The sequence below is a fragment of the Winslowiella toletana genome (genome assembly GCF_017875465.1).
Taxonomy (GTDB): Bacteria; Pseudomonadota; Gammaproteobacteria; order Enterobacterales; family Enterobacteriaceae; genus Erwinia; species Erwinia toletana.
The window spans coordinates 3,833,549-3,856,238 of sequence record NZ_JAGGMQ010000001.1; the positions used below are offsets into that span (position 1 = coordinate 3,833,549).

Annotated in this window: 13 protein-coding genes; 5 read left to right on the plus strand and 8 right to left on the minus strand. The window is 48.0% G+C overall.

Annotation, left to right across the window (positions count from 1 at the left end):
• Nucleotides 1–6: 6 nt before the first annotated feature.
• Nucleotides 7–1,155, minus strand: a complete 1,149-nt coding sequence (gene nagA, locus J2125_RS17935) for an N-acetylglucosamine-6-phosphate deacetylase (RefSeq protein WP_209499513.1) — start codon at nt 1,153–1,155, stop codon at nt 7–9.
• A gap of 20 nt (nt 1,156–1,175) precedes the next feature.
• Nucleotides 1,176–1,976 carry a glucosamine-6-phosphate deaminase gene (nagB, locus tag J2125_RS17940; protein WP_017799245.1) on the minus strand — a complete coding sequence of 267 codons (801 nt, stop codon included), beginning with the start codon at nt 1,974–1,976 and terminating at the stop codon, nt 1,176–1,178.
• A 339-nt stretch (nt 1,977–2,315) separates the two neighbouring features.
• Here nagB and nagE point away from each other — a divergent pair, with 339 nt between their 5' ends.
• Complete coding sequence (gene nagE / locus J2125_RS17945) at nt 2,316–4,349, plus strand: N-acetylglucosamine-specific PTS transporter subunit IIBC (RefSeq protein WP_026111450.1); 2,034 nt, start codon at nt 2,316–2,318, stop codon at nt 4,347–4,349.
• A gap of 225 nt (nt 4,350–4,574) precedes the next feature.
• Nucleotides 4,575–6,242, plus strand: coding sequence for a glutamine--tRNA ligase (gene glnS, locus J2125_RS17950; protein WP_017799243.1), 1,668 nt, complete (start codon nt 4,575–4,577; stop codon nt 6,240–6,242).
• 46 nt (nt 6,243–6,288) lie between these two features.
• On the opposite strand, the gene J2125_RS17955 is transcribed toward glnS, so the two are convergent.
• Together J2125_RS17955 and J2125_RS17960 are read right to left on the minus strand one after the other, a co-directional pair.
• Nucleotides 6,289–10,410, minus strand: a complete 4,122-nt coding sequence (locus J2125_RS17955) for a hypothetical protein (protein WP_017799242.1) — start codon at nt 10,408–10,410, stop codon at nt 6,289–6,291.
• A 74-nt stretch (nt 10,411–10,484) separates the two neighbouring features.
• Nucleotides 10,485–14,531 carry a hypothetical protein gene (locus J2125_RS17960; protein WP_017799241.1) on the minus strand — a complete coding sequence of 1,349 codons (4,047 nt, stop codon included), beginning with the start codon at nt 14,529–14,531 and terminating at the stop codon, nt 10,485–10,487.
• A gap of 421 nt (nt 14,532–14,952) precedes the next feature.
• On the opposite strand from J2125_RS17960, the gene chiP reads away from it, so the two are divergent.
• Nucleotides 14,953–16,338 carry a chitoporin ChiP gene (gene chiP / locus J2125_RS17965; RefSeq protein WP_017799240.1) on the plus strand — a complete coding sequence of 462 codons (1,386 nt, stop codon included), beginning with the start codon at nt 14,953–14,955 and terminating at the stop codon, nt 16,336–16,338.
• Between the two features lie 43 nt (nt 16,339–16,381).
• Nucleotides 16,382–19,057, plus strand: a complete 2,676-nt coding sequence (locus J2125_RS17970; protein ID WP_026111448.1) for a beta-N-acetylhexosaminidase — start codon at nt 16,382–16,384, stop codon at nt 19,055–19,057.
• Nucleotides 19,058–19,114: 57 nt separating this feature from the next.
• On the opposite strand, the gene fur is transcribed toward J2125_RS17970, so the two are convergent.
• From fur to ybfF, 4 genes are all read right to left on the minus strand, one after another.
• Nucleotides 19,115–19,558, minus strand: coding sequence for a ferric iron uptake transcriptional regulator (gene fur / locus J2125_RS17975; protein WP_017799238.1), 444 nt, complete (start codon nt 19,556–19,558; stop codon nt 19,115–19,117).
• Nucleotides 19,559–19,928: 370 nt separating this feature from the next.
• Nucleotides 19,929–20,459, minus strand: coding sequence for a flavodoxin FldA (gene fldA, locus J2125_RS17980; protein ID WP_017799237.1), 531 nt, complete (start codon nt 20,457–20,459; stop codon nt 19,929–19,931).
• 166 nt (nt 20,460–20,625) lie between these two features.
• Complete coding sequence (ybfE, locus tag J2125_RS17985; RefSeq protein WP_017799236.1) at nt 20,626–20,904, minus strand: LexA regulated protein; 279 nt, start codon at nt 20,902–20,904, stop codon at nt 20,626–20,628.
• 222 nt (nt 20,905–21,126) lie between these two features.
• Complete coding sequence (gene ybfF, locus J2125_RS17990) at nt 21,127–21,891, minus strand: esterase (RefSeq protein WP_017799235.1); 765 nt, start codon at nt 21,889–21,891, stop codon at nt 21,127–21,129.
• A 248-nt stretch (nt 21,892–22,139) separates the two neighbouring features.
• On the opposite strand from ybfF, the gene seqA reads away from it, so the two are divergent.
• Complete coding sequence (gene seqA, locus J2125_RS17995; RefSeq protein ID WP_017799234.1) at nt 22,140–22,676, plus strand: replication initiation negative regulator SeqA; 537 nt, start codon at nt 22,140–22,142, stop codon at nt 22,674–22,676.
• The last annotated feature ends 14 nt before the right edge of the window (nt 22,677–22,690 follow it).

Consider the following 22,690-nt stretch of genomic DNA (forward strand, 5'->3'; position numbering starts at 1 on the left):
CAGTGATTACTCGCTTAGGACTTCGTCACCATTAACGATAGTCTGGATAATTTTATAATCGCGGGTGAAAACAGTCAGATTAGCGACTTTACCTGCTTCAACTGAGCCCAACTGCTTGTCCACGCCCATTGCACGTGCTGGATAGAGGGTTGCCATTCGTAAGGTTTCATCAAGCGCGATGCCTGCATGTTCGACGCAGTTCGCCACTGCTTCAATCATAGTAAGTGCAGAACCACTTAACGTCCCCTTATCGTCTACGCACAGCCCGTTACGATAGTATATTGTTTTGCCTGCAAAAATGAACTGATCAATAGCAGCGCCCGCCGGAGCGGTGGCGTCGGTCACCAGCACCAGTTTGTCACCTTTGATGCGTTTGGCATTACGGACATTAGCGTAATGGACATGTAAACCATCTGCAATAATGCCGCAGTATACCTCTGGTGAATCAAACAACGCACCAATCAGACCAGGTTCGCGGCCGGTAATGGTTGGCATGGCGTTATACAGGTGAGTGGCGAAACCAATACCGGCGCTGATACCGCTCTTCGCTTCCTGATACGTCGCATGCGAGTGGCCTGCCGAGACAATAATGCCGGCATCGCGTAACTGACGAATCACTTCAACGCCCGCCATTTCTGGCGCCAGCGTTACTTTGGTAATCACATCGGCATTTTCGCAGAGAAAATTAACCAGTTCAGGATTCGGCTTGCGAATTAAGTTCGGGTTGTGAGTGCCTTTTTTCGCGACATTCAGCCACGGCCCTTCCAGATGCAGGCCCAGCGTCTGGTGGGCGTTCTGCGCCAGATAAGCACGCATTACTTCAACGGCACGTTTCATCAGCTCATCGCTGCTGGTGATCAGCGTCGGTAAAAAGCTGGTGCAGCCCGATTTCTGATTGGCTGATTGCATGATATTCAGCGTATCAACGCTAATCGCGCTGATATCGTCATTAAACTGCACGCCGCCGCAGCCATTCAGTTGCACATCGATAAAACCGGGAGCAATCATCGCGCCAGCCACATCGCGGGTGGCGACGCCGGCAGGCAGTTCCGCCAGCGGGCAGACGCGCTCAATCAGGCCATCAGCAATAACAACGGCATGATCGTCAAGGATTTCATGGCCGGTGAAAATGCGGCCGTGGGTTAATGCGTACATATCTGTTACCTCCAGGCTGATTACAGGCCTTTCATATTTTCCGCTTCCATTTCGCGGAAATATTTCACTGTTTTCACTTTCAGTTCCATTGTGGAAGGCTCATCACAAACCACGACGGATTTAGCATGCAGCTGCAGGCAGCTGATGGTCCACATATGATTAACATTGCCTTCAACCGCCGCCTGTAACGCCTGCGCTTTCACGTGGCCGATAACCAGAATCATCACTTCTTCTGCATCCAGCAGGGTGCCAACACCCACGGTCAGGGCGTATTTTGGCACCTGATCAACATCGCCATCAAAGAAGCGTGAGTTCGCAAGGCGGGTTTCATGCGTCAGCGTTTTAATACGGGTGCGGGATGCCAGAGAAGATGCCGGTTCGTTAAAAGCGATATGCCCGTCATTGCCGACACCGCCCATAAACAGATGGATCTTGCCGTAAGCGCGGATCTTTTCCTCATACTGACGACATTCTGCGTCAATATCCGCTGCATTACCATTCAGAAGATTGATGTTTTCACGAGGAATATCAATGTGATCAAAAAAGTTACGGAACATAAAGCTATGGTAGCTTTCCGGATGCTCTTTCGGCAGGCCAACGTATTCATCCATATTGAAGGTGACAACATGTTTAAAGCTGACCTGGCCCGCTTTATGCATCTCGATTAAATGTTTATAGGCTTCCAGCGGTGTTCCACCGGTTGGCAAACCTAAAACGAATGGACGTTCTGCGGTCGGTTTAAACGTGTTGATGCGGTTAACGATATGGCGGGCGGCCCATTTACCCACCTGGGTAGCGGTCGACAGGGGAATCAGTCTCATGTTTCACCTCATATTAAGCAAAATTGAATCAGATTTAACACGGTATTACGGCCGTTATCACTTAGCGTAACCTGCCGTGGCATAACTACCGAGGAAAAATCCGTGTTGATAATTCGGATCATAAAATAAGTTTGCAACTATAGCCAGTCGCGTATGTAAAAAACTGCGGTATTTGGTGATATCAGTCACAGATGCGCAGGTTTAATTTGCGAAGCGAATTAATTTTTTTTTACACTTCGCATCGTGGTGTGTACTGTCATCAGGTTAACTGAAAATTGTGAAAATAAAACCAAACAGTTTCAGTGGCCTTGTCGGCTTTCGGAGGGGGAAAAGGTGAATATTTTAAGTTACTTACAAAAAGTAGGCCGGGCACTGATGGTGCCGGTGGCAACACTGCCGGCAGCAGCCATTTTAATGGGTGTGGGTTACTGGCTCGACCCTGATACATGGGGAGCGGGCAATGCGCTGGCGGCCCTGTTAATCAAGTCGGGTTCCGCCATTATCGAAAATATGTCCGTACTGTTCGCAATTGGTGTGGCGTACGGCATGTCTAAAGATAAAGACGGCGCCGCCGCGCTGACCGGCTTTGTGGGTTTCCTGGTGGTCACCACACTCTGCTCACCTGCAGCGGTGTCGATGATTCAGAAGATCCCGTTAGACCAGGTGCCTGCCGCCTTTGGTAAAATCAATAACCAGTTTGTCGGTATCCTGGTGGGGATTATCTCGGCGGAAGTGTATAACCGCTTCAGCCATGTGGAACTGCCGAAAGCGCTGTCGTTTTTCAGCGGGCGCCGTCTGGTGCCGATCCTGGTCTCTTTCCTGATGATTCTGGTGGCGTTTGTCCTGATGTACCTGTGGCCAATGATTTTCGGTGGCCTGGTCAACTTCGGTGAACATATTCAGAAACTCGGATCGGCTGGCGCGGGTATTTACGCCTTCTTTAACCGTCTGCTGATCCCGGTGGGCCTGCACCACGCGCTGAACTCGGTATTCTGGTTCGACGTGGCCGGCATCAATGATATTCCTAATTTCCTCGGCGGTGGCCAGTCCATCGAAAGCGGCAAAGGCATTGTCGGGATTACCGGACGTTATCAGGCGGGCTTCTTCCCGATTATGATGTTTGGTCTGCCGGGTGCGGCGCTGGCAATCTATCACTGCGCCCGTCCGGAAAACCGCGCCAAAGTCGCCGGCATTATGCTGGCGGCGGCGTTTGCTTCCTTCTTTACCGGGATTACCGAGCCGCTGGAATTCTCCTTTATGTTCGTGGCGCCGGTACTGTATGTGATCCACGCCTTCCTGACTGGTGTGTCAGTATTTATCGCCGCCAGCATGCACTGGATTGCCGGTTTTGGCTTTAGCGCCGGTCTGGTGGATATGTTCCTGTCAACGCGCAATCCGCTGGCGACACACTGGTATATGCTGATCCCGCAGGGGCTGGTGTTCTTTGTTATCTACTATGTGGTGTTCCGTTTCACTATCAAGAAATTCAATCTGATGACGCCAGGCCGTGAACTGTCAGTGGATGGCGATGAAAGTGATGGTTACGACACTAGTGTTGATCACAGCGGCAGCGGTGAGTCGGAAACTGAAACTCTGGCGCGTCGTTATATTGGCGCGGTGGGCGGTTCTGAAAATCTGACCGGCATTGATGCCTGTATTACTCGTCTGCGTCTGAATGTGAAAGATTCTGGTGACGTAAGTGAGTCGGTGGCTAAGCGCCTCGGAGCTTCCGGCGTGATCCGTCTTAACAAGCAGAGCGTACAGATTATTGTTGGTACCCGTGCCGAGACCATTGCTTCGGCGATGAAAATCGTACTGGCGAAAGGCCCGATTGCTGCGGCGGCAGGCGCCAGCGCCACCACTGCGCCAGCGGTGGCGGTTCAGCCACAAGCGGTAACCAACGCCTCAAAAGGGATTATCGCCACGCTGGTGGCGCCGGTAAGCGGTCAGGTGGTGGCTCTTGATCAGGTGCCGGACGAAGCTTTTGCCAGCAAAGCGGTGGGTGAGGGGCTGGCGATTATTCCTGACAGCAAAACCGTGGTCGCGCCGATTGCCGGAACAGTGGTGAAGATCTTTAATACCAACCATGCCTTTTGTCTGGAAACCGATAATGGCGTTGAGATCGTGGTGCATATGGGCCTCGATACCGTGGCGCTGGAAGGTAAAGGCTTTACCCGCCTGGTTGAAGAGGGCACCAGCGTCACTGCCGGTCAGCCGGTGCTGGAAATGGACCTCGATTACCTGAATCAGCATGCCCGTTCGATGATCAGTCCGGTAGTGGTCAGCAATATTGATGATTTCGCCGGGGTGAATCTGCTGGCCAGCGGCGCAGTGATTGCCGGTGAAACCAAACTGTTCGAAATCAAAAGCTAAATGCGCACGGCGGCGAGAACGCCGCCGCTACGAAATCGGCATTTATCTGTAGGGGGGCCGTTATCGGCGCCCGAATGTAATGTTATAAACTGGGCGGGGAGCGATTCCCGCCCTTTTTTGTGTAATTAGTCTAACAAACGGTTGTTTCCCTTCTCCGCTTTGTGGATCATACTCCGTTATTTCGTGGTTCAAATCACCAGCCATATTAGTGTTGAGGAAATTGAGATGAGTGAGGCAGAAGCCCGCCCAACTAACTTTATTCGTCAGATTATCGACGAAGATTTGGCGAACGGTAAGCACACCAGCGTGCATACCCGTTTTCCACCGGAGCCGAATGGCTATTTGCACATCGGTCATGCAAAATCGATCTGCCTGAATTTTGGCATCGCGCAAGATTATCAGGGTCAATGTAACTTGCGTTTCGACGACACCAACCCGGTTAAAGAAGATCTGGAGTTCGTTGAATCTATCAAGCATGACGTGCAATGGCTCGGTTTCCAGTGGAGTGGCGACGTCTGTTATTCCTCTGACTATTTCGATCAACTGTACAACTACGCGGTTGAGCTGATTAACAAAGGTCTTGCCTTTGTAGATGAGCTGTCACCGGAGCAGATCCGTGAATATCGCGGCACGCTGACCGCGCCGGGCAAAAACAGCCCGTACCGTGACCGCACGCCAGCAGAGAACCTCGCACTGTTTGAAAAAATGCGTAACGGCGAATTTGCCGAGGGAACGGCCTGCCTGCGCGCCAAAATCGATATGGCTTCCAGCTTTATTGTGCTGCGCGATCCGGTGCTGTACCGCATTAAGTTTGCCGAACACCATCAGACCGGCAATAAGTGGTGCATCTATCCGATGTACGACTTTACCCACTGCATTTCCGATGCGCTGGAAGGCATTACCCACTCGCTCTGCACGCTGGAGTTCCAGGATAACCGTCGCCTGTATGACTGGGTGCTGGATAACATCACTATTCCTGCCCATCCGCGTCAGTATGAGTTCTCACGTCTGAATCTCGAATACGCCATTATGTCGAAGCGCAAGCTGAACCAGCTGGTGACTGAGAAAGTGGTGGAAGGCTGGGACGATCCGCGCATGCTGACCGTTTCCGGTCTGCGTCGTCGTGGCTATAGCGCCGCTTCGATTCGCGAGTTCTGCCGCCGTATCGGCGTGACCAAACAGGACAATATCGTGGAGATGGCCTCGCTGGAGTCCTGCATTCGTGATGACCTCAACGAAAATGCGCCACGCGCGATGGCGGTGCTTGACCCGGTTAAAATCGTAATAGAGAACTTACCGGCCGGATATGAAGAGGTGCTCACTATGCCTTGCCATCCGAATAAACCGGAAATGGGCAGCCGTGAAGTGCCGTTCAGCCGCGAAGTGTGGATTGACCGTGCTGACTTCCGTGAAGAAGCCAACAAGCAGTACAAGCGGCTGGTGCTGGGTAAAGAAGTGCGTCTGCGTAATGCTTACGTGATCAAAGCCGAGCGTGTGGCGAAAGATGAAGCGGGCAATATCACCTGCCTGTACTGCACCTGCGATACCGATACCTTAAGCAAGGATCCGGCGGACGGACGTAAAGTGAAAGGGGTGATTCACTGGGTTTCCGCGGTACATGCATTACCGGCAGAATTCCGCCTCTACGATCGTCTGTTTAGCGTCGCCAACCCGGGGGCGGCTGAGGATTTCCTTACCACCATTAATCCGGAATCACTGGTGATTCGCCAGGGCTTTGTTGAGCCTGGTTTGCAGGCCGCTGAAGCCAGCAGCCCTTATCAGTTCGAGCGCGAAGGCTATTTCTGCGCCGACAGCCGTTACTCCAGCGCGACAAACCTGGTATTTAACCGTACCGTCGGTCTGCGTGATACCTGGACCAAAATCGGTGCATAGGCCGTAGCCGCAGCAAAACAGAGGCCGCAACATGTTGCGGCCTTTTTTAGCTTTTAGTACGCTTTTCGAAAGTTAATTCGCCGGTTTTTGTATTGTAATACAGTTCCTGGTCGAGGGTTTCTGTATTACTGATCAGTTCATTGACCCTGTCCTCCGAATATTGCTGAGACCGCGCGTACGCCGCTAACGCGTCTTTATGGCTGCCAACCCCGCCAAAGAACCAATAGTTGCCACTGCCCTTGAATACCCACGCCCGGCCAGGGCCCCTGCCTTTAAAGCCTTGAACTGATTTCCCTACTCCCACATCAAAAGAAAAAAAGACCTGACTGTCGGTGTAACGGTGAAAATTCACGCGTTTAAAATCACCAGACAGCAGTGACTCAGTAGCTTCTGGCAGGGTAATACTGTATGTAGAGTCAAGCATGGCATTATGCCACTCCTTACCAATACAGATGATCATCGGAGCCTTTTCCGCTGCCGTCTCGGCAGCAGGTCTATCAGATAGGGGAAGGAGGTAATGATCCGATGCTTTTTCGTTGATAAGCCGGTTAGAAGGAAAGGTATTGTTAACCGGCAGGCAATGGACTTCCTCGGGTTTAATCGTTATCAGTGAATGATATGTGACGGCCAGCTGGCTATCCGCTTGTTCAACGTTGCTGATAAGGGTGATTAATGCTTCCTGTAATGAACGATGGAGACATTGAATCGACTTTTCATTATTAATTTTATCCGCCACAGCGAAAATCCTCTCTACAATATTTTCTGTTGTGTTCGCAGACCTGGCGACCAGCAAGCTGAATTGCTCTTTCAGCAGGTAGTTACAGAGGTTTTTTAGCATATGTTCTAAACCCTCGACAGAACTTACTTTCTCCGTTAATTGCTGCTCAATGTTGCGTAAGCACTGCAAAATAAAGTTAGCAGGATTCTCATTTAATACAGAAATAAATTTCATCATTAAATTTTTAGTTGCCGAAGTCAGTTGCAGGAAACAGGGTGGGTTGATTATCCATTTGGTATTTATGTTGATGCCTGCAGTAGCGCTGTTTTCTTTCATTTTCATATATGCACGCTCGAATATATCCCAGCCAACAGGATTAGAGGTGATAAGGGTGATAAGTGCCTGCCGCTCCTGGTTATTTAATACTGGTGGAGGATCCTTGGGGGTAAGACTGTAGCCCATCTCCCTTTGAATAATATACATAAAGGCGTTATATCCTGATTCTTCGCTGGTCAGGTTGTTATTAATTACAGCGAGGGCACTAAACAGTTTGTCGCGATTTTTAATGGTGTGTAACGCACTGTTTAATGTCATGGTTCTGATGATACTTCCTGTTTTAGCCTCCAGTTTTCGGTTAAATGATTTTGCCAATGTCGAAGTGGTTATAGTAACATAGAGATTCTCGCTAATTTTATTAATATTAAAAATATCTTCAAGAATTTTAACTGACTTGGAAATGTCTGCTGGTTTTGTTATTTTTGAAAAATTATCACTAATAATTTCTGTTAAATTGTTAGTGATACTGTGGTTGCCCTCTTTTACCAGGTTAAGCTGAAGGAATAATACCCAGCCAATTAAGTTACTACACTGATTCTTACGTATTTCCTCTGTGGTTAGCATGTTTTTATTGATGGCCGATAACGTGTCTTTGAGCATTTCCTGGAAACGGTTAGCGGTTTGATAGAGATTGAATCCCTTAGAGTTAATATTGGCGATGGCTATTTCTTTAATGATATCTCTATCGGCTGTTGACGATAGAGATTTCAGAATGCTGGCGACAATTTCTGTGGTATGTTGTTGGGTAAATATTGCATTAACCAGGAAGTTAAATTTTTGTACAAAAGGGTTGGCTTTATTTTCTGGAAGTACTAACGGTTCTCTTTTTCCTTCTTCAACATGTTTTTCCCATTTCTGGTATTCTTCAATGCTGGCGCCAGCCTTACCAATAACCAGACACTCCTCTGCGTCAAGCGTTTTAGTTTGAAATGGTTTGATCTTTTTCAGGTAATTAAATAATATATTGATTACCGTCTCTTTTTTTTCAGTATATAGATCGAGGACTTTATCTGGCTGGTAAACGTCAATAAGTAGTAACATTACAATTGCATTAATTTGATCATCTTTTTTTATATTAACGCCAAAGAAAGTGTGAAACATTTCCTCGCTATACTCTCTGGGTAAACGTTCATAGCAAAAGGCGATAAAATAGATAGTGGCTAATGGTCTGTTGCCGTCAAGGCCCAGAGGTAATATTTTCTCGACCTGTCTGGCAATAGCTTCACTCCAGGCTGGTGGTTGCTCGAAAGCAGCAGTTATTATCACTGACATCGCGCGGTCTTCGATAATATATGTTTCTGAGTTTGGCGAATTAAAGGATATCCACTCTCTGATTTTAGAAAAATGGTTTTTAAAACCATCCTCACAGAGAGTAATTAAAGGCCAGAATGCTTTTCTTACGAATCTCTCATAGCCAATATCCCTGTCTGTAATTGTTTTTTCTGATTTTTGTATATAGGGGATATAACCATCTGCTGCCTGCATAAACAGAGAGAAGTAGTATTGCAGACGATTTTGTGTTTCTTTATTTTCTAAAGGTTTTTCTTCCAGTTCATGATAAACCTGCTTGACCATTTCTTGCATTACATAAAGGATGGCATTAGGGTTATCATTTTTAAAAGCCTTCATGACAATATTAAAGGCGCTGTTGAATTCGTGATTTTTGTTATGTGAGGGTTTTTTAGCAATTATATAAAGATAGTTAGCCAATGCGTCACTATCTGATTTGTCCTGGATTACCATTGCGGTCATGGCGCTGAAAGCCCACGGCGGGGGATCCTCAATTTTACTGGCGATAAAGTGTACTTGTGTTGGAGTGACACGCTCTCTTGTCGCTGCGGCAGCGATTGCGCCCAGACTGGTTTTGTTTTCATTTTTGTTTTTCTGAATTATTCTCTTTTCTGCTGGTAATAGAGTGAATTCAATATCCAATAGTAGTGCCAGGAAAAATTCAATTTTTGCAATTTCATTGCCAGGGAGTTCATTAAAAAAAAGGTTGGTGGCATTTAACTTATCTTTTATCTTTAACTTAGCTTCTATATTTAACTGATTTTTTATATTGTCATAATTTTTCTCTTTAAAAAGAGAATTAAAATCGGAGTAGTGTTTTACGCCACTTTCCTGTAGATTATCTGGGTGACTGATAAAGGTTTTATAAAGCGTGTTGCTACTTGTTGCCCGATAAAGCTCTGTCGGGATAGTTTTCAGAAGGGTTACCACATCAAAAAAATCCAGTATATTATTTATTTCCTTCTGACCAGACTGTTTGATATTCACCTGGACGTTGTTTTGTTGTTTGGAAATTATAATCGCATTTGGAAATTTATTAAGATTTTTCTCTTCAATTTTCTCGGCTTCGCCGTTCTGATAAATTGTCTTGCCTTCACATGTGATAAACAGCACCGGCAGCCTGGTAGTGCAAGACAGCAAACGCATTAAATGCTTGGGCTCACAACTGTTTATTTCCCCTTTCTGCTCTTCAGTGAATTGCAGAGGTCCTGTAATCGGCGGCGTATCACGTGTCATCTTGCTTATGTCATTGCCGGATTTGGGACGGGTTGATGGCGGACAGAGTTCTGACGCCTCTGCACTACCAGATGCCTCTGCACCACGTGACGTCGATGGCTGATCGGTATCGTGCTGCACAAGCGCTAGCAAACGGGCGTTCGCCTGATTTAAATGTGAAGTGCTGGAAGGTATGCCAGCGTCAGGACTTTTCCTCGAGGGGAGAGGGAGGCTGGCGCTGTCAGTGTTGTAAACCATGGTTAAATTTTGCGTCAATTGCGCACGGCTGGTGCTGGCGTCAGCAGTAGAGGAAAACTGCTGAATTTTTTTGCTGTCGTGGTCAGCTATCTGGATAAACTGCGGCAATTGAGGGCTGTGGAAGTCAGCAGGTAACTGCGGTAAGCTGGGGGGATTAGGCATATATTTCTGCAGGCTTCTGTCAGATTCAGATTGCTGATTCAACGTTACCACTGATTTTAGAGTTTCGAGAGTATTCGGTACATTATATGCCGTCGGCACCGACATAGGGTTGCTTTTGGCCGGTTGTGAGTCAGTGGCGAGACAAGTAGGTTTAACAAAGGGTACCAGCTTGCTGTGAGTAGGATCCATGCTTATTATCCTTTAAATATGACTGATAGGATCAAACGATAAGATCTAAAGGTCAGGCGAAACTGACCGCTGTGCTATTTTTGCTTAAAGTACTCTTCTTTACTGATGGGGATATATTGTTCTTTTTCCTTGTCATAACTAAGTATCCTTGAGTTTAATTCTGGCTTATTGATTAGTGTATAGATATAACTTTTTTCCATGTGACTATATTTATTGGCTTCGATTTCAACCTCTCTGTGGTTGCCAATTTTAATTATGTATATATCATTACGCGGGCCAATAAATGCAACACCTCGGGTAACCCCCCTACCTCCCCAGCCCAGACATACATCAAAACTAAATACTCCTTTGTTGTATTTATGGGTGTTTAATTCGTGATCATTTTCACCTGTCTCCAGTTTACTTATTGCTTTATTTAACGGTTCTGTTAAGTCTTTATTGCTAATATATCTCTCCCACATTTTATCAACATAGATTGTTCTTGTAATGCGTGGTTTTTCCTGCCCATCATTCAATATCTGCGTTTCTTTGACCGTAGTGGTGTTGGGATTCTGTTGAATTTGTTCCATTTGTTCCATTCTGTAATTCGACCTCGGCGTATTATCGGGGGTAGTTCGAAATTCTTGTGCTAATGACTGATCTGGCTTCAATAGCGTTTCATACTGCATCGATAGCTGTTCGTGGATTTCAACGGATGTAGTTTCAATACGCTTCAGTATCATATGAAGTGATCCATTAAGCGAAACACTGATAGTCGGTTTTACCTTACCTGCCATAATGGTATTGCTAAGTTTAAAAATCCTGATAACCAATTCAGGTAGTTCATGGTGACTTATTTTTTGCATGCAGTTGCAGATGCGAAAAAGTGAGCTTTCTAAATTTAACATCGGGGCATTTTTTAGTGGAGGTATTAACCAGCTTTCAATCTTGTCCAGGTACTGATTAATCCAGCCAACGGTTTCTGTGCTAACTTTGTCAACTAAGAAGCCTAGCATCACTTCCTGTACTTCAGGTGAAGCATTAAGAAAGCATTTTGGTTCCATTATCCACTCTGTTTTACCAGGGGATTTATTATAAGCATTCACAAATATTTTCCAGGCATCTGGGCTGCTCGTCAAAAAAGTTGTTAATGCCTGCAGTTGTTTGTCATTTAAAGGTTCGGGCATTTTCGACGTGCCGGGATTGCCGCTATCGGGCGTCATCAGCATTTGCCGGTTCACGATGTCGGTAAACAATTCAAATCTGCTCAGGTTGATCTTCTTTTTCGATGATTCAGCTAAGCGGCGCAATAAAAGATCTATGGGGATGCTTCCGAATGCGGTTTTAAGCAGCGTTTCCCGAATCGCGTCGATTTTAGATTTTTCTACTACCTGAGCAATAATTTCAAGGAATGTGCGGTTTTTCTCTTCTGTCTCAACTTCAGTTTGCGCTGTGCGATTGTCTGTTAGCCATATTTTTAATTTTACCAGTGGCATGGTTATTTCTTTAAGCTCACCTATTGCCGAAAGGTTTCTGATAAGATTTTCTCGTAGTATAATTGCGTAAGAACTGACGGTGTGTTCCAATAACCTGATCTGAATTAATGACAGGTTGCGAAGTAACTGGTTGCAGGCAGTGTGATTTTTTTTCCTTGTTAATATGGCTAGCCTACTATCAACGTTTTCCTGTAAGCGATTATTCAGGCTGGTAATATTACCTGCCTTATTACCTTCAGCCTGTAAGCTGATATTAACAATTGATTTTATCAACTCCTCTTTTTGTATAGCCTGAGATAGTGAGCACAACCTCTCAACAAGAATAGGTGTGCAATCTTTATTGGTAATGACTATTTTTACAATGTTGTTTATTTTTTCGATAGTCCGTATCCCATCTTTATGGTCCAGCTTAGTACCCGCTACGTTATTAATTTTATTTTTATGGACAGGGAATATACCAGACTGATTATGTATAAAACATGTTTCTTCCGAAATATTTTTATTAGTTGAGTTGAAGTATTCAATTTTCTGCCAAATATTTATAAAGTTTTCAATCGCCAGCTTATCACTTTTTGCCTTATAGATAGTATTAGCCAATTCATCGTCAGATAGTGTTTTGACCATTAGTGCCGAGAGAGTTCTGATTGTGTTATTTGCTTTAATATACTTTCCAATGAAAGAAGTTAATATTTCTTTCGCACGTTCAGGTGAAAACCTGATATTGGTATACTCGATAAGCTCTATACAGGCAAAAGGCAGATCCCCTGTTTGACCTAATTCATTGATAACTGTAAAGTAAAAATTAGTGATATATTCTGACCATTGGTCAGGGAAGGGGAGGCTGCTGGAGATAAATAACGCCAGCAGACTATCAGTGATGCCATACTCGTTTTTGTAGGTGGGGTTTTTCAGGCTGTGAATGGTTTTGTTATAATTTGATTTTAATACAGGAAGTGATTCTTTAATAAAATCATCTGTCGACTTAGTGATAATAATAAAGGGTAATAAGTTTTCTCTGGCATGGTATTGTACCTCACTGCTAAAATTCGATTTTTTTAGTGCCTCATCAAAGCGGTTGCATAAGGTTATTATCTTATTGCGAGTTTCGTCCCTGGTAATTGACTCTTCTTCCATCCCTCTGGAAATATGTTTTCTGACCATTTTAAATACTTCCCGGGCGAAATCTGGTATTTCTTTTTTCTGTTCAACCTGATGCTTATATTTTTCTTCCTCTGTCAGACCCTCTTGCAACGATTTTTTAGGCTCCAGTATTGACAATACATCCTTGACTGCCTTATCCAGTATAAATATTTGATCGTCTGGTAGCCAGGTGGCCAGGGAATATAACCATTCGCCGATGCAACCGAGACGATTTGCTGCTCCGGAGTCGCTGCAGAAAAGGCCCAACATATTGTCGTTAAGTGCATGTAACAGCTCTGGCTCAGGTAAACCAAAAATTTCAAGCACCAGCGCTGTTATATTGAAACAAGATTCCGGTTGTTGTTGCAAATGTTTTTCCATAGTCCTGAATAAACTTTTTCTGAAAATCATGCCTGCGGTGCCCGGCTTCGCAAACTTTGCAGCTAATTCGTTACAGGTTTTATATGAACTATCTAATATTGCCCAATATGTCTTTGCCCAGGACGGATTTTCTCTTGCTGCCTTCGCATGTTTTAGCTCCGATTTCACCAGACCAGCATAACTTTTCATACCAGCTTCAATATAGTTGGTGGTTGCAGGTTGAAAAATCGCGCAAATTTCCTCTCCATCTTTTACTCCCAGTATATGTTGTGGGATTCTCTTTAGCAGTTCGGCGGGGTTATTGGTAACCGTGGTGTAGTCACTATCTGTCCCTGCGGTGCGCAAACCAACTATAATTTTTGATTCTTCCTTCCGGATCAGCAGCGCATCCGGGAAAATTTCTCGATTGTCTTGATTACCCAATTCAAGCCCCGAGGAAAACACCTGAAGTCCGGCAACGCTCTGGTAAATTACCGGCAATTTGATGAGACAGGAAACAGTACTGGCTAAATATACTTTTGCCATGTTAATCGCATTTTCCTGCTGCTGACTCAGTGTTAACTGGTTAAAATCACTCTGAGGGGAAACGGGTATTTTCCTGGCTTCTGAGGTGCTGGCAGAGATTCGCTGACTGACAGCTACCTCAGAAACTGAACCCTTTTGTAAGCCCATTTTCAATGCCTCGGCGAGCTTGCCATTGGCGTCCTGCAATGTCTTAGCAGCTGGCGTATTTTTCACGTAATCTTGCACGTTTTTTTTCGGTTCACTCGTGACACTGCGTAACGGAGTTTGTTGTTGTTGATCAATATTGGAGATACTTTTTATCTCCTCGGGCAGTTGCGGCTGCTGAAGTTGAGCTGATTGTGAAGCAAAAGCTTGTAGCTCAGATAACTTGTCTGGTTTAGCGTGGATATCGGCAGATTGTGTATACGATATGAAAGGCGCCGCTGCAGTATGTGCTGAGGGGGTTTCTGGCCGGACACTTATATCTTTGGCTAAAGAAGTATTTCCGACCGCGCCAGGGGGCGGCATTAGTGACTTTGATGTCGTTTTTATTGATGTTGTCAACGTTGACGCCCCGCTTGTGGTAACCTGAACTATATCTCTTTTTTGTGTCGGATCCATTTTCTGTCCTTAAATCAATTTTTATGATTAACAATAACAGCACCTTGCGCTATAAATGTTGAATGCATTTTTTGTAAATAATTGATGTAAGTCAATGATATTGTTATATTGCTTAATGCTCTATAAATAATCGCTGATTAAATTCTATTCACTGCTGATGTTATAATGATTAGCTATTTTAATATCATCATCTATTTTAGATTAGCATTATATTTAATTCATTATTAATTATTTTAATCTTCGTGTTTGTTATTGTTGAAATATCGCTGCGGCGACGATCATATTTATTTGACTTTATATTGATAATTTCCTGTCGCAAAAATAGTATGACGTCTTAATCACCGGACGCGATTAAGCCGTACTTATCGCTAATTATTATCGCCTGAATATAAAAGGGAATTTTATGTCTGCAACTAATGGAATGCGCAAAGCGGTGGCCTTTGCTACCGCCTGTATTACTGCTTCGCCGGTAATGGTGATATCTGCAGAAGCCAGAGCCGAAGGCTTTATTGAGGACTCATCATTAACCGGTGGCCTCTATTACTGGCAGCGCCAGCGAGATCGCAAAAACCTTGAACCCGTCAGCGACCACTATGGCCAGTATCAGAACAACCTGCACCACTCAACCTTTAACGGCAGTCTGGATTTCAGTTCCGGCTATGCTGGCGAGGTGGTGGGTGTCGATCTTGGCATCTATGGCGCAGTTGAAATGGCTAACAGCGGCCCGGCCGCACCCGATGAAATCGGCTTCAGTAAGGCGCGAACGCGCTGGGATGAGCAGTGGGCTGGTGATAAGGGCGGCATCAGTTTTTATCAGGCGGCGATGAAACTGAAGCTTGATGATTACTGGCTGCGCGGCGGCTATCTGCAGCCGACCGGCCAGACGCTAATGACTCCGCACTGGAGTTTTCTGCCGGGCACTTATCGCGGTGCCGAAGCCGGTGTAACGCAGGATTATGGCGACAGCGGCGCTATCTCACTCTCCTATATGTGGGCTGACGCGTATAAAGCGCCCTGGTATCAGCATCTTTACCGCTTCCGTAAAGCTGATGGGCTAACAGAAGTGCCTTATCTGCACTCGTTTGGCGCTAAATATGACTTTAAAAATAACCTGACGCTGGAAGCTGCGGTTGGTCAGGCAGCGCACTATGTTGACCAGTACTTTGCCAAAGCATCATATGCTTTTCCGCTTGCCAGTAACGATCTGCGCGCCAGCTACCAGTTCTATGGCGCGCGCGATAAAGAGCGCGGCGGCGCGGCGAATAGCAATGATATCTATGATGGGCTGGCCTGGTTGCAGGCATTAACCTTTGGGTATACCAGCGGCCCGTTTGATTTTCGCCTTGAAGGCAGCTGGGTAAAAGCCGAAGGTAACCAGGGCTATTTTCTGCAGCGCATGACACCCGGCTACGCCAGCTCTAATGGCCGCCTTGATATCTGGTGGGATGCACGTTCTGACTGGAACGCCAATGGCGAAAAGGCGCTGTTTGCCGGTGTAATGTATGACCTGAAAGAGTGGCAGCTGCCGGGATGGCAGATGGGAACCTCATATGCCTGGGGCTGGGATGCTAAACCCGCCAGCAATCCGCAATGGGACCAAAGCCAGCGGCTGAAGGAGTCGGCATGGAGTATGGATCTGCTCTATACCATTCAGCAGGGGCGTGCGGAAGGTACGATGTTCAAACTGCATTACACCCAGTATAACAACCACAGTTCGCTGCCCAGCTACAGCGGCGGCTACGGCAATATGTTCCAGGATGAGAAAGATGTGAAGTTTATCGTAACCGCGCCTTTTACCATTTTTTAACCAGTGCCAATCTTAACCGCAGGCAATGACAGGAGGTAACGACGTGAAACGACGTAAATCAGGGATGATGGTGGCAGCACTAAGCGGGCTACTGACATGTGGCAGTAGTATGGCGAGCGATCAACAGCTGGTCGATCAAATCAGCCAGTTTGGCGTAAAGTATCAGGTGACAGATAATCATGCGGCGCAGCATGGCGTTGACTGCGCGGCGCTGGGGGCCGACTGGGCCTCCTGTAATCGCGCGGTGATTACGCTAAGCAATCCCGGCCCGGCATTAAGCGGGCAGAACTGGGCAATCTATATCAGCAGTATCCGCCAGATATTAAAGGTCGACAGTGACCAGTTCCGGATTACGCATATTATTGGCGATCTGCATAAACTGCAGCCGACGGAAAAATTTAGCGGTTTTGCTGCCGGAGAGAACGTCAGCATCCCGATTATTAACGAATACTGGCAGCTGGCGCTAAGTGATGTGATGCCACGCTGGTATGTCACCGCCGGTGATGCGCACGCCAGAGTGATCAGCAGTACCGATACTGAAGATCTGTCGCAGTTTGTCGCACCGCTGGATAAGCAGTGGAAGCGCACCCCCGATGATAAAAATGTGCTGATGACCGCACAAACCCGCTTTGAAAAAAATCGTGATATCAAAAAAATGACCACCGCCAGTTTGCGCGGGCAGATCACCCCGACGCCGCTGACGCTGAGGCTGCACCCGCAGGATGTCGATTTGCAGCCGGGGGTAAAACTCGATCTGCTGTCGCTGCCGCAAGATAAAGCTGAGGTTATCCGCGAGCATTTTGCCCGCGCGGGCATTAGCGAGCAGCAGGATGGCTATCCGATCACGACCCGTATTGCGCGCAGCGATTTTGATGGCGAGCAGGCGCATTCCGGTGCTTACCGTTTAATCATTGGCGAGCAGGGAGCGGAAATTAGCGGTTTCGATGCAACTGGGGTGTTTTATGGCCTGATGTCGATCCTTTCGCTGGTGCCCTCTGAGGGGGATAAAAAGATTGCCACCCTTGATGTCAGTGATGCCCCCCGTTTTGCGTACCGTGGCGTCGCCGTTGATGTGGCGCGTAATTTTCACAGTAAAGACGCGATAAAACGCCTGCTCGATCAGATGGCGGTGTGGAAGATGAATAAGCTGCATTTCCATCTGACGGATGACGAGGGCTGGCGCATTGAAATTCCCGGTTTGCCAGAGTTAACCCGCGTCGGTGGCCGACGTTGCCACGATCCGGACGAGCAAACCTGCCTGATGCCGCAGCTGGGATCGGGGCCGGACAGCGACAATCATGGCAGTGGCTACTTTAGTCGCGCGGACTATATTGAGATCCTGAAATACGCAGGCGCGCGGGCCATTGAAGTGATCCCGGAAGTGGATATGCCCGCCCATGCGCGCGCGGCGGTAATCGCTATGGAAGCGCGCTATCAGCGTTTAATGCAGCAGGGGAACGCGACCGAGGCCAGCCGCTACCGCTTGCTGGATCCGGACGATAACTCAAACACCACTTCGGTGCAGTTTTATGACCGCACCAGTTATCTTAATCCCTGTCTGGACTCCTCAAAACGCTTTGTCGACAAGGTGATCACTGAGTTCCGCCTGATGCATCAGGATGCGGGGCAGCCGCTTACCCGCTGGCATTTTGGTGGCGATGAAGCGAAGAATATCCGTCTGGGAGCCGGGTACACCGACAGCCGTCAACCGGAAGCCGGGAAGGGGGTTATCAATCGTCAGCGGGAGGACCAGCCGTGGGCGAAATCCCCAGCCTGTCAGCGTAGGGTGCAGCAGGGCGCCGTGGCGGATATCAGCCATCTGCCGGGCTGGTTTGCCGTCGAGGTAAGCCGACTGGCAAAGGCCCAGGGGATTGATCAGATGCAGGCATGGGAGGATGGGCTGAAGGCGGTCGACAGTGCCAGCGCTTTCGCCACCGGTCGCGTGGCGGTGAATTTCTGGGACACTCTCTACTGGGGCGGTTTCGCCAGCGTGACCGACTGGGCCAGCAAAGGTTACGAGGTGGTGGTCTCTAATCCGGACTATCTGTATATGGACTTCCCCTATGAAGTCAATCCGCTGGAGCGCGGCTATTACTGGGGCACGCGCTATAATGATGAGCGCAAAATGTTTAGCTTTGCGCCGGATAACTTGCCGCAAAATGCCGAAACCTCGGTTGATCGCGATGGCAACAGTTTTAGCGCCAAATCCGACAAACCCTGGCCAGGGGCGAGCGGTATTTCAGCACAGCTATGGAGCGAAACGGTACGTAGCGATCAGCAGATGGAGGAGATGATTTTCCCGCGCCTGCTGTCGGTTGCCGAGCGTGGCTGGCACCGTGCCGGATGGGAGCTGGACTATCAGGCCGGCCGCGAATATCAGCAGGGCAAAACCCACTGGGTGGATACCGAAGTGTTGCGCCGGGACTGGCAGCGTTTTGCCAATCTGCTGGGTCAGCGTGAGTTAGCCAAAATGGATAAACAGGGAATTGCCTGGCGTCTGCCGCCAGCAGGCGCGCGTATCCATCACGGCATGCTGGAGGCGAACAGCGCGCTACCGGGGATTGATATTCAGTTTTCCACCGATGGCAGGCAGTGGCAGGCTTATAACGATCAGGCGCGACCACGCATCACGAGTGAAGTCTGGGTGCGTACCGTCAGTGCCGATGGCAAGCGCTTTAGCCGGGCAGAGCATCTGCAGGCGCCGCTTTCCGCAGATTAAGCAGGCATAAAAAAACCGGTGAAAAATCACCGGTTTTGTTTTACTGCATAGCAAAATTTATTTGTCGTGCAGCGTGTCGTCTTCGCGGCAATCGCCCAATGCACAGTGACCGTAAAGGTACAGGCTGTGGTTGGTAAGCTTAATACCGTGGCGAGTGGCAATCTCACGCTGACGCGTCTCAATTGATTCATCACTAAATTCGATCACTTTGCCACAATCGAGGCAAATCAGGTGATCGTGATGATGCTGTTGCGTAAGTTCGAAGACAGATTTGCCGCCCTCGAAATTATGACGGGTAACGATCCCCGCATCATCAAACTGGTTCAGGACGCGGTAAACCGTCGCCAGACCAATCTCTTCGCCCATATCAATCAGGCGCTTATACAAGTCTTCCGCACTGACGTGATGGCCCTCTGGTTCCTGAAGCACTTCCAGAATTTTCAGTCGGGGAAGCGTGACTTTCAGGCCGGCCTTCTTTAATGCGGTGTTATTGTCAGTCATGCGGATATTGTCCTGTTACTTTGCTAGTCACAATGTGGCTGAGTGGCTGAAAAGCCCTGAACATCGGTCAACGCGAAATCTTAGTGCGTCTCATTATAGAACTCGTACTTCGAAATGAAAACCGCAAGGAGAGCGTGAAACAACTGCAGGTTGTAATGAGGTACGTCCCTGAGAAGTCCATGACCCGGAGCCTGTCCCATTACAGATACTGTGCTAAACCCTTCACTTTACTTATAAAACTTCAATAGCAGTGTGACCGATGGGGGTATTGTACAGATTTGCAGGTAAAAGTTACAAACATGTATCTATTATTTCTATAGGAAAAACCACTTACTCAATGTGAGATTGCGCTCACATTGAGTTTTTCATCCTAGGCTTCGATGATTTCTTTCAAATGAAGTTCATCAAAAATTTGCTTAACCCAGCGATCAACGCGCTCATTGGTCAGCTCTGGTTGACGATCTTCATCAATCGCCAGGCCGAGGAAGTGGTCATCGTCCGCCAGACCTTTTGATGCTTCGAAGTTATAACCTGCGACCGGCCAGTGACCAACGATAATCGCGCCATTTGGCTCAATGATATCGCGGATGGTGCCCATCGCATCACAGAAGTACTCCGCGTAATCTTCCTGATCGCCACAACCAAACAGCGCAACCAGTTTACCGTTAAAGTCGATCTCTTCCAGCGTCGGGAAGAAGTCATCCCAGTCGCACTGCGCTTCGCCATAGTACCAGGTCGGGATGCCGAGCAGCAGAATATCAAAAGCCTCAAGATCTTCTTTAGCGCACTTGGCGATATCATGAACCTCAGCAACCTCTGTACCCAGTTGCTTTTGGATCATCTTTGCAATGTTTTCCGTATTGCCAGTATCGCTGCCAAAGAAAATGCCTACGATTGCCATGAGCTTAATAACCTCTTGAAACTTAATGATATGGTGAATGCTACAGATACACAGTTACTGGCAATGATAGCAGACAGTACCGGGGCGAGGAACTTCAAATGCCGCCGGATTTGTCGCATTGTGCGTTCAAAGCCGCGGATTAGCGCGGCTTTTAGCAGGTGGGCGATCAGCCGTTAGCGTTAAGCTGCGCCAGAATCATCTCTTCAATCAGCTCGCTGCGGCTCATATTACGCTCTTCAGCCATCTGATTGAGTGCATCAACCGCGTCGCTGCCGATTTTCAGTTCGACACGGCGCAACCCACGACTTTTGTCGCGTTTTAACTGATTGCGTTTATTAATGCGCAGCTGTTCATCACGCGTTAGCGGATTGGTTTTTGGTCGTCCCGGGCGACGTTCGTCTGCGAACAGATCGATCGTTGTGCGGTCGGTGTTTTCTTTTGCCATAGAATCGTGATACTGAATGAGCGTCCGCGTTTGCAACGCCAGGGGTTCTGACTTAATGGGCCGGTATGCCGTTAACAATAACACCGCGCCCCTCAGGCTGAATATTTCACCTGTTACAGCCAATGGTCGGCGTGGTGAACAGCGCCAAAATTTTAGCGCGCCATCATACCCCAGTGAAAGTCGTCACGACAATCATTTCCCCACACCAGCAACTATTTGCTTTTAAAGCGCAAAAAAGCGGCGGATTGCGCGCAAAACCGCATCAGGTTTTTCGGCATGCACCCAGTGTCCGGCACCAGCAATCACATGCGCGCGCGCCTGCGGGAACTGGCTGATCACCGCCTGACGATGGATATCATCGAGATAAGGCGACAATTCACCGCGAATAAACAGCGCCGGATGCGGCCAGGCGGGCAGCACTTCCCAGCCGGAAATGGTGGTGTAGTTGTCCCACAGCACCGGCACATTAAAGCGCCACTCACCTTCGTGGAACGATTTCAGCAGAAATTGAATCACGCCCTCTTCATCGACATGGCCGCGCATCACTTCCGCCGCCTGGGATCGCAGGGTAACGCCCGCCGCAGTGACTGCATTGATGGCGGCAAAAATGGCGTCATGGCGACGCGTCTGATAATCCACCGGGGCAATATCGATCATCACTAACTGTTCGACGCGTTGCGGCGCCAGCGCAGCCAGCGTCATGGCGATTTTGCCGCCCATCGAATGGCCCACCACCGACACCTTATCGATGCCCTGCGCATCCAGCGTATCCAGCATATCCTGCGCCATCACGCGGTAGTTCATCTGCTCGCTGCGCGCCGAAAGGCCATGATTACGTACATCTACCTGCAAAACCGGACGGTCGGTTTTCAGTCCGCGCGCCAGCCCTCCCAGATTATCGAGACTGCCAAACAGGCCATGGATTAGCAGAATCGGGTTAGCGGCAGCGACAGATTGTTCAGTTTGCAGGCGAGCATTCAAATTCATGGCAAAGTTCTTACAGTGGAAACCAAAGCTTAGGTTATCATGGATTTCTGCATTCTTGCCGGGCAAAAGCTGCCGGATGAAAGCACATTGTGGTTCACGCACTTTTTGCGGCTTATTCTGACTTTTGCCTGCAAAAGGTGGTGGCGCTACACTGCGGCAAGATTTAACTTTATAATCCTTAATGTCAGATCCGGGTCATATTTTAAACCTCCCCGGCTCTGCAACATGCAATAACCGTACGGATAAAGATGAAAACGATTGAAGTCGACGAAGAGCTCTACCGCTATATTGCCAGCCATACTCAACACATTGGTGAAAGCGCATCTGATATTTTGCGGCGTATGCTGAAGTTTACCGCCGGTCAGAGTGCGCCTGCGACGCCGCAGGCATCGCCAGCGAAAGAAGCGGTGGCGGTGAAAACCGAATCACGTCCGCAAGACCGTGTACGCGCGGTGCGTGAGCTGCTGCTTTCCGATGAGTATGCGGAGCAGAAGCGGGCGGTTAATCGCTTTATGTTGATTCTGTCGACCTTATATACACTGGATCCGAAAGCGTTTGCCGATGCGACTGAGTCACTTCATGGCCGCACCCGCGTCTACTTTGCGGGTAACCAGCAAGTCCTGATCCAGAATGGCACCCATACCAAGCCGAAGCATGTGCCCGGCACGCCGTATTGGGTGATAACCAATACTAATACAGGTCGCAAATGCAGCATGATTGAACACATTATGTTGTCGATGCAGTTCCCGGCGGAACTGACTGAGAAGGTTTGCGGCACCATCTAACTGAAGCGTCAGGG

What these genes read in the sequence shown, in the direction of transcription:
- nagA (WP_209499513.1), bottom strand. Translation starts at nt 1,155, where the DNA reads ATGTACGCATTAACCCACGGCCGCATTTTCACCGGCCATGAAATCCTT.
- nagB (WP_017799245.1), bottom strand. Translation starts at nt 1,976, where the DNA reads ATGAGACTGATTCCCCTGTCGACCGCTACCCAGGTGGGTAAATGGGCC.
- glnS (WP_017799243.1), top strand. Translation starts at nt 4,575, where the DNA reads ATGAGTGAGGCAGAAGCCCGCCCAACTAACTTTATTCGTCAGATTATC.
- J2125_RS17955 (WP_017799242.1), bottom strand. Translation starts at nt 10,410, where the DNA reads ATGGATCCTACTCACAGCAAGCTGGTACCCTTTGTTAAACCTACTTGT.
- J2125_RS17960 (WP_017799241.1), bottom strand. Translation starts at nt 14,531, where the DNA reads ATGGATCCGACACAAAAAAGAGATATAGTTCAGGTTACCACAAGCGGG.
- chiP (WP_017799240.1), top strand. Translation starts at nt 14,953, where the DNA reads ATGCGCAAAGCGGTGGCCTTTGCTACCGCCTGTATTACTGCTTCGCCG.
- fur (WP_017799238.1), bottom strand. Translation starts at nt 19,558, where the DNA reads ATGACTGACAATAACACCGCATTAAAGAAGGCCGGCCTGAAAGTCACG.
- fldA (WP_017799237.1), bottom strand. Translation starts at nt 20,459, where the DNA reads ATGGCAATCGTAGGCATTTTCTTTGGCAGCGATACTGGCAATACGGAA.
- ybfE (WP_017799236.1), bottom strand. Translation starts at nt 20,904, where the DNA reads ATGGCAAAAGAAAACACCGACCGCACAACGATCGATCTGTTCGCAGAC.
- ybfF (WP_017799235.1), bottom strand. Translation starts at nt 21,891, where the DNA reads ATGAATTTGAATGCTCGCCTGCAAACTGAACAATCTGTCGCTGCCGCT.
- seqA (WP_017799234.1), top strand. Translation starts at nt 22,140, where the DNA reads ATGAAAACGATTGAAGTCGACGAAGAGCTCTACCGCTATATTGCCAGC.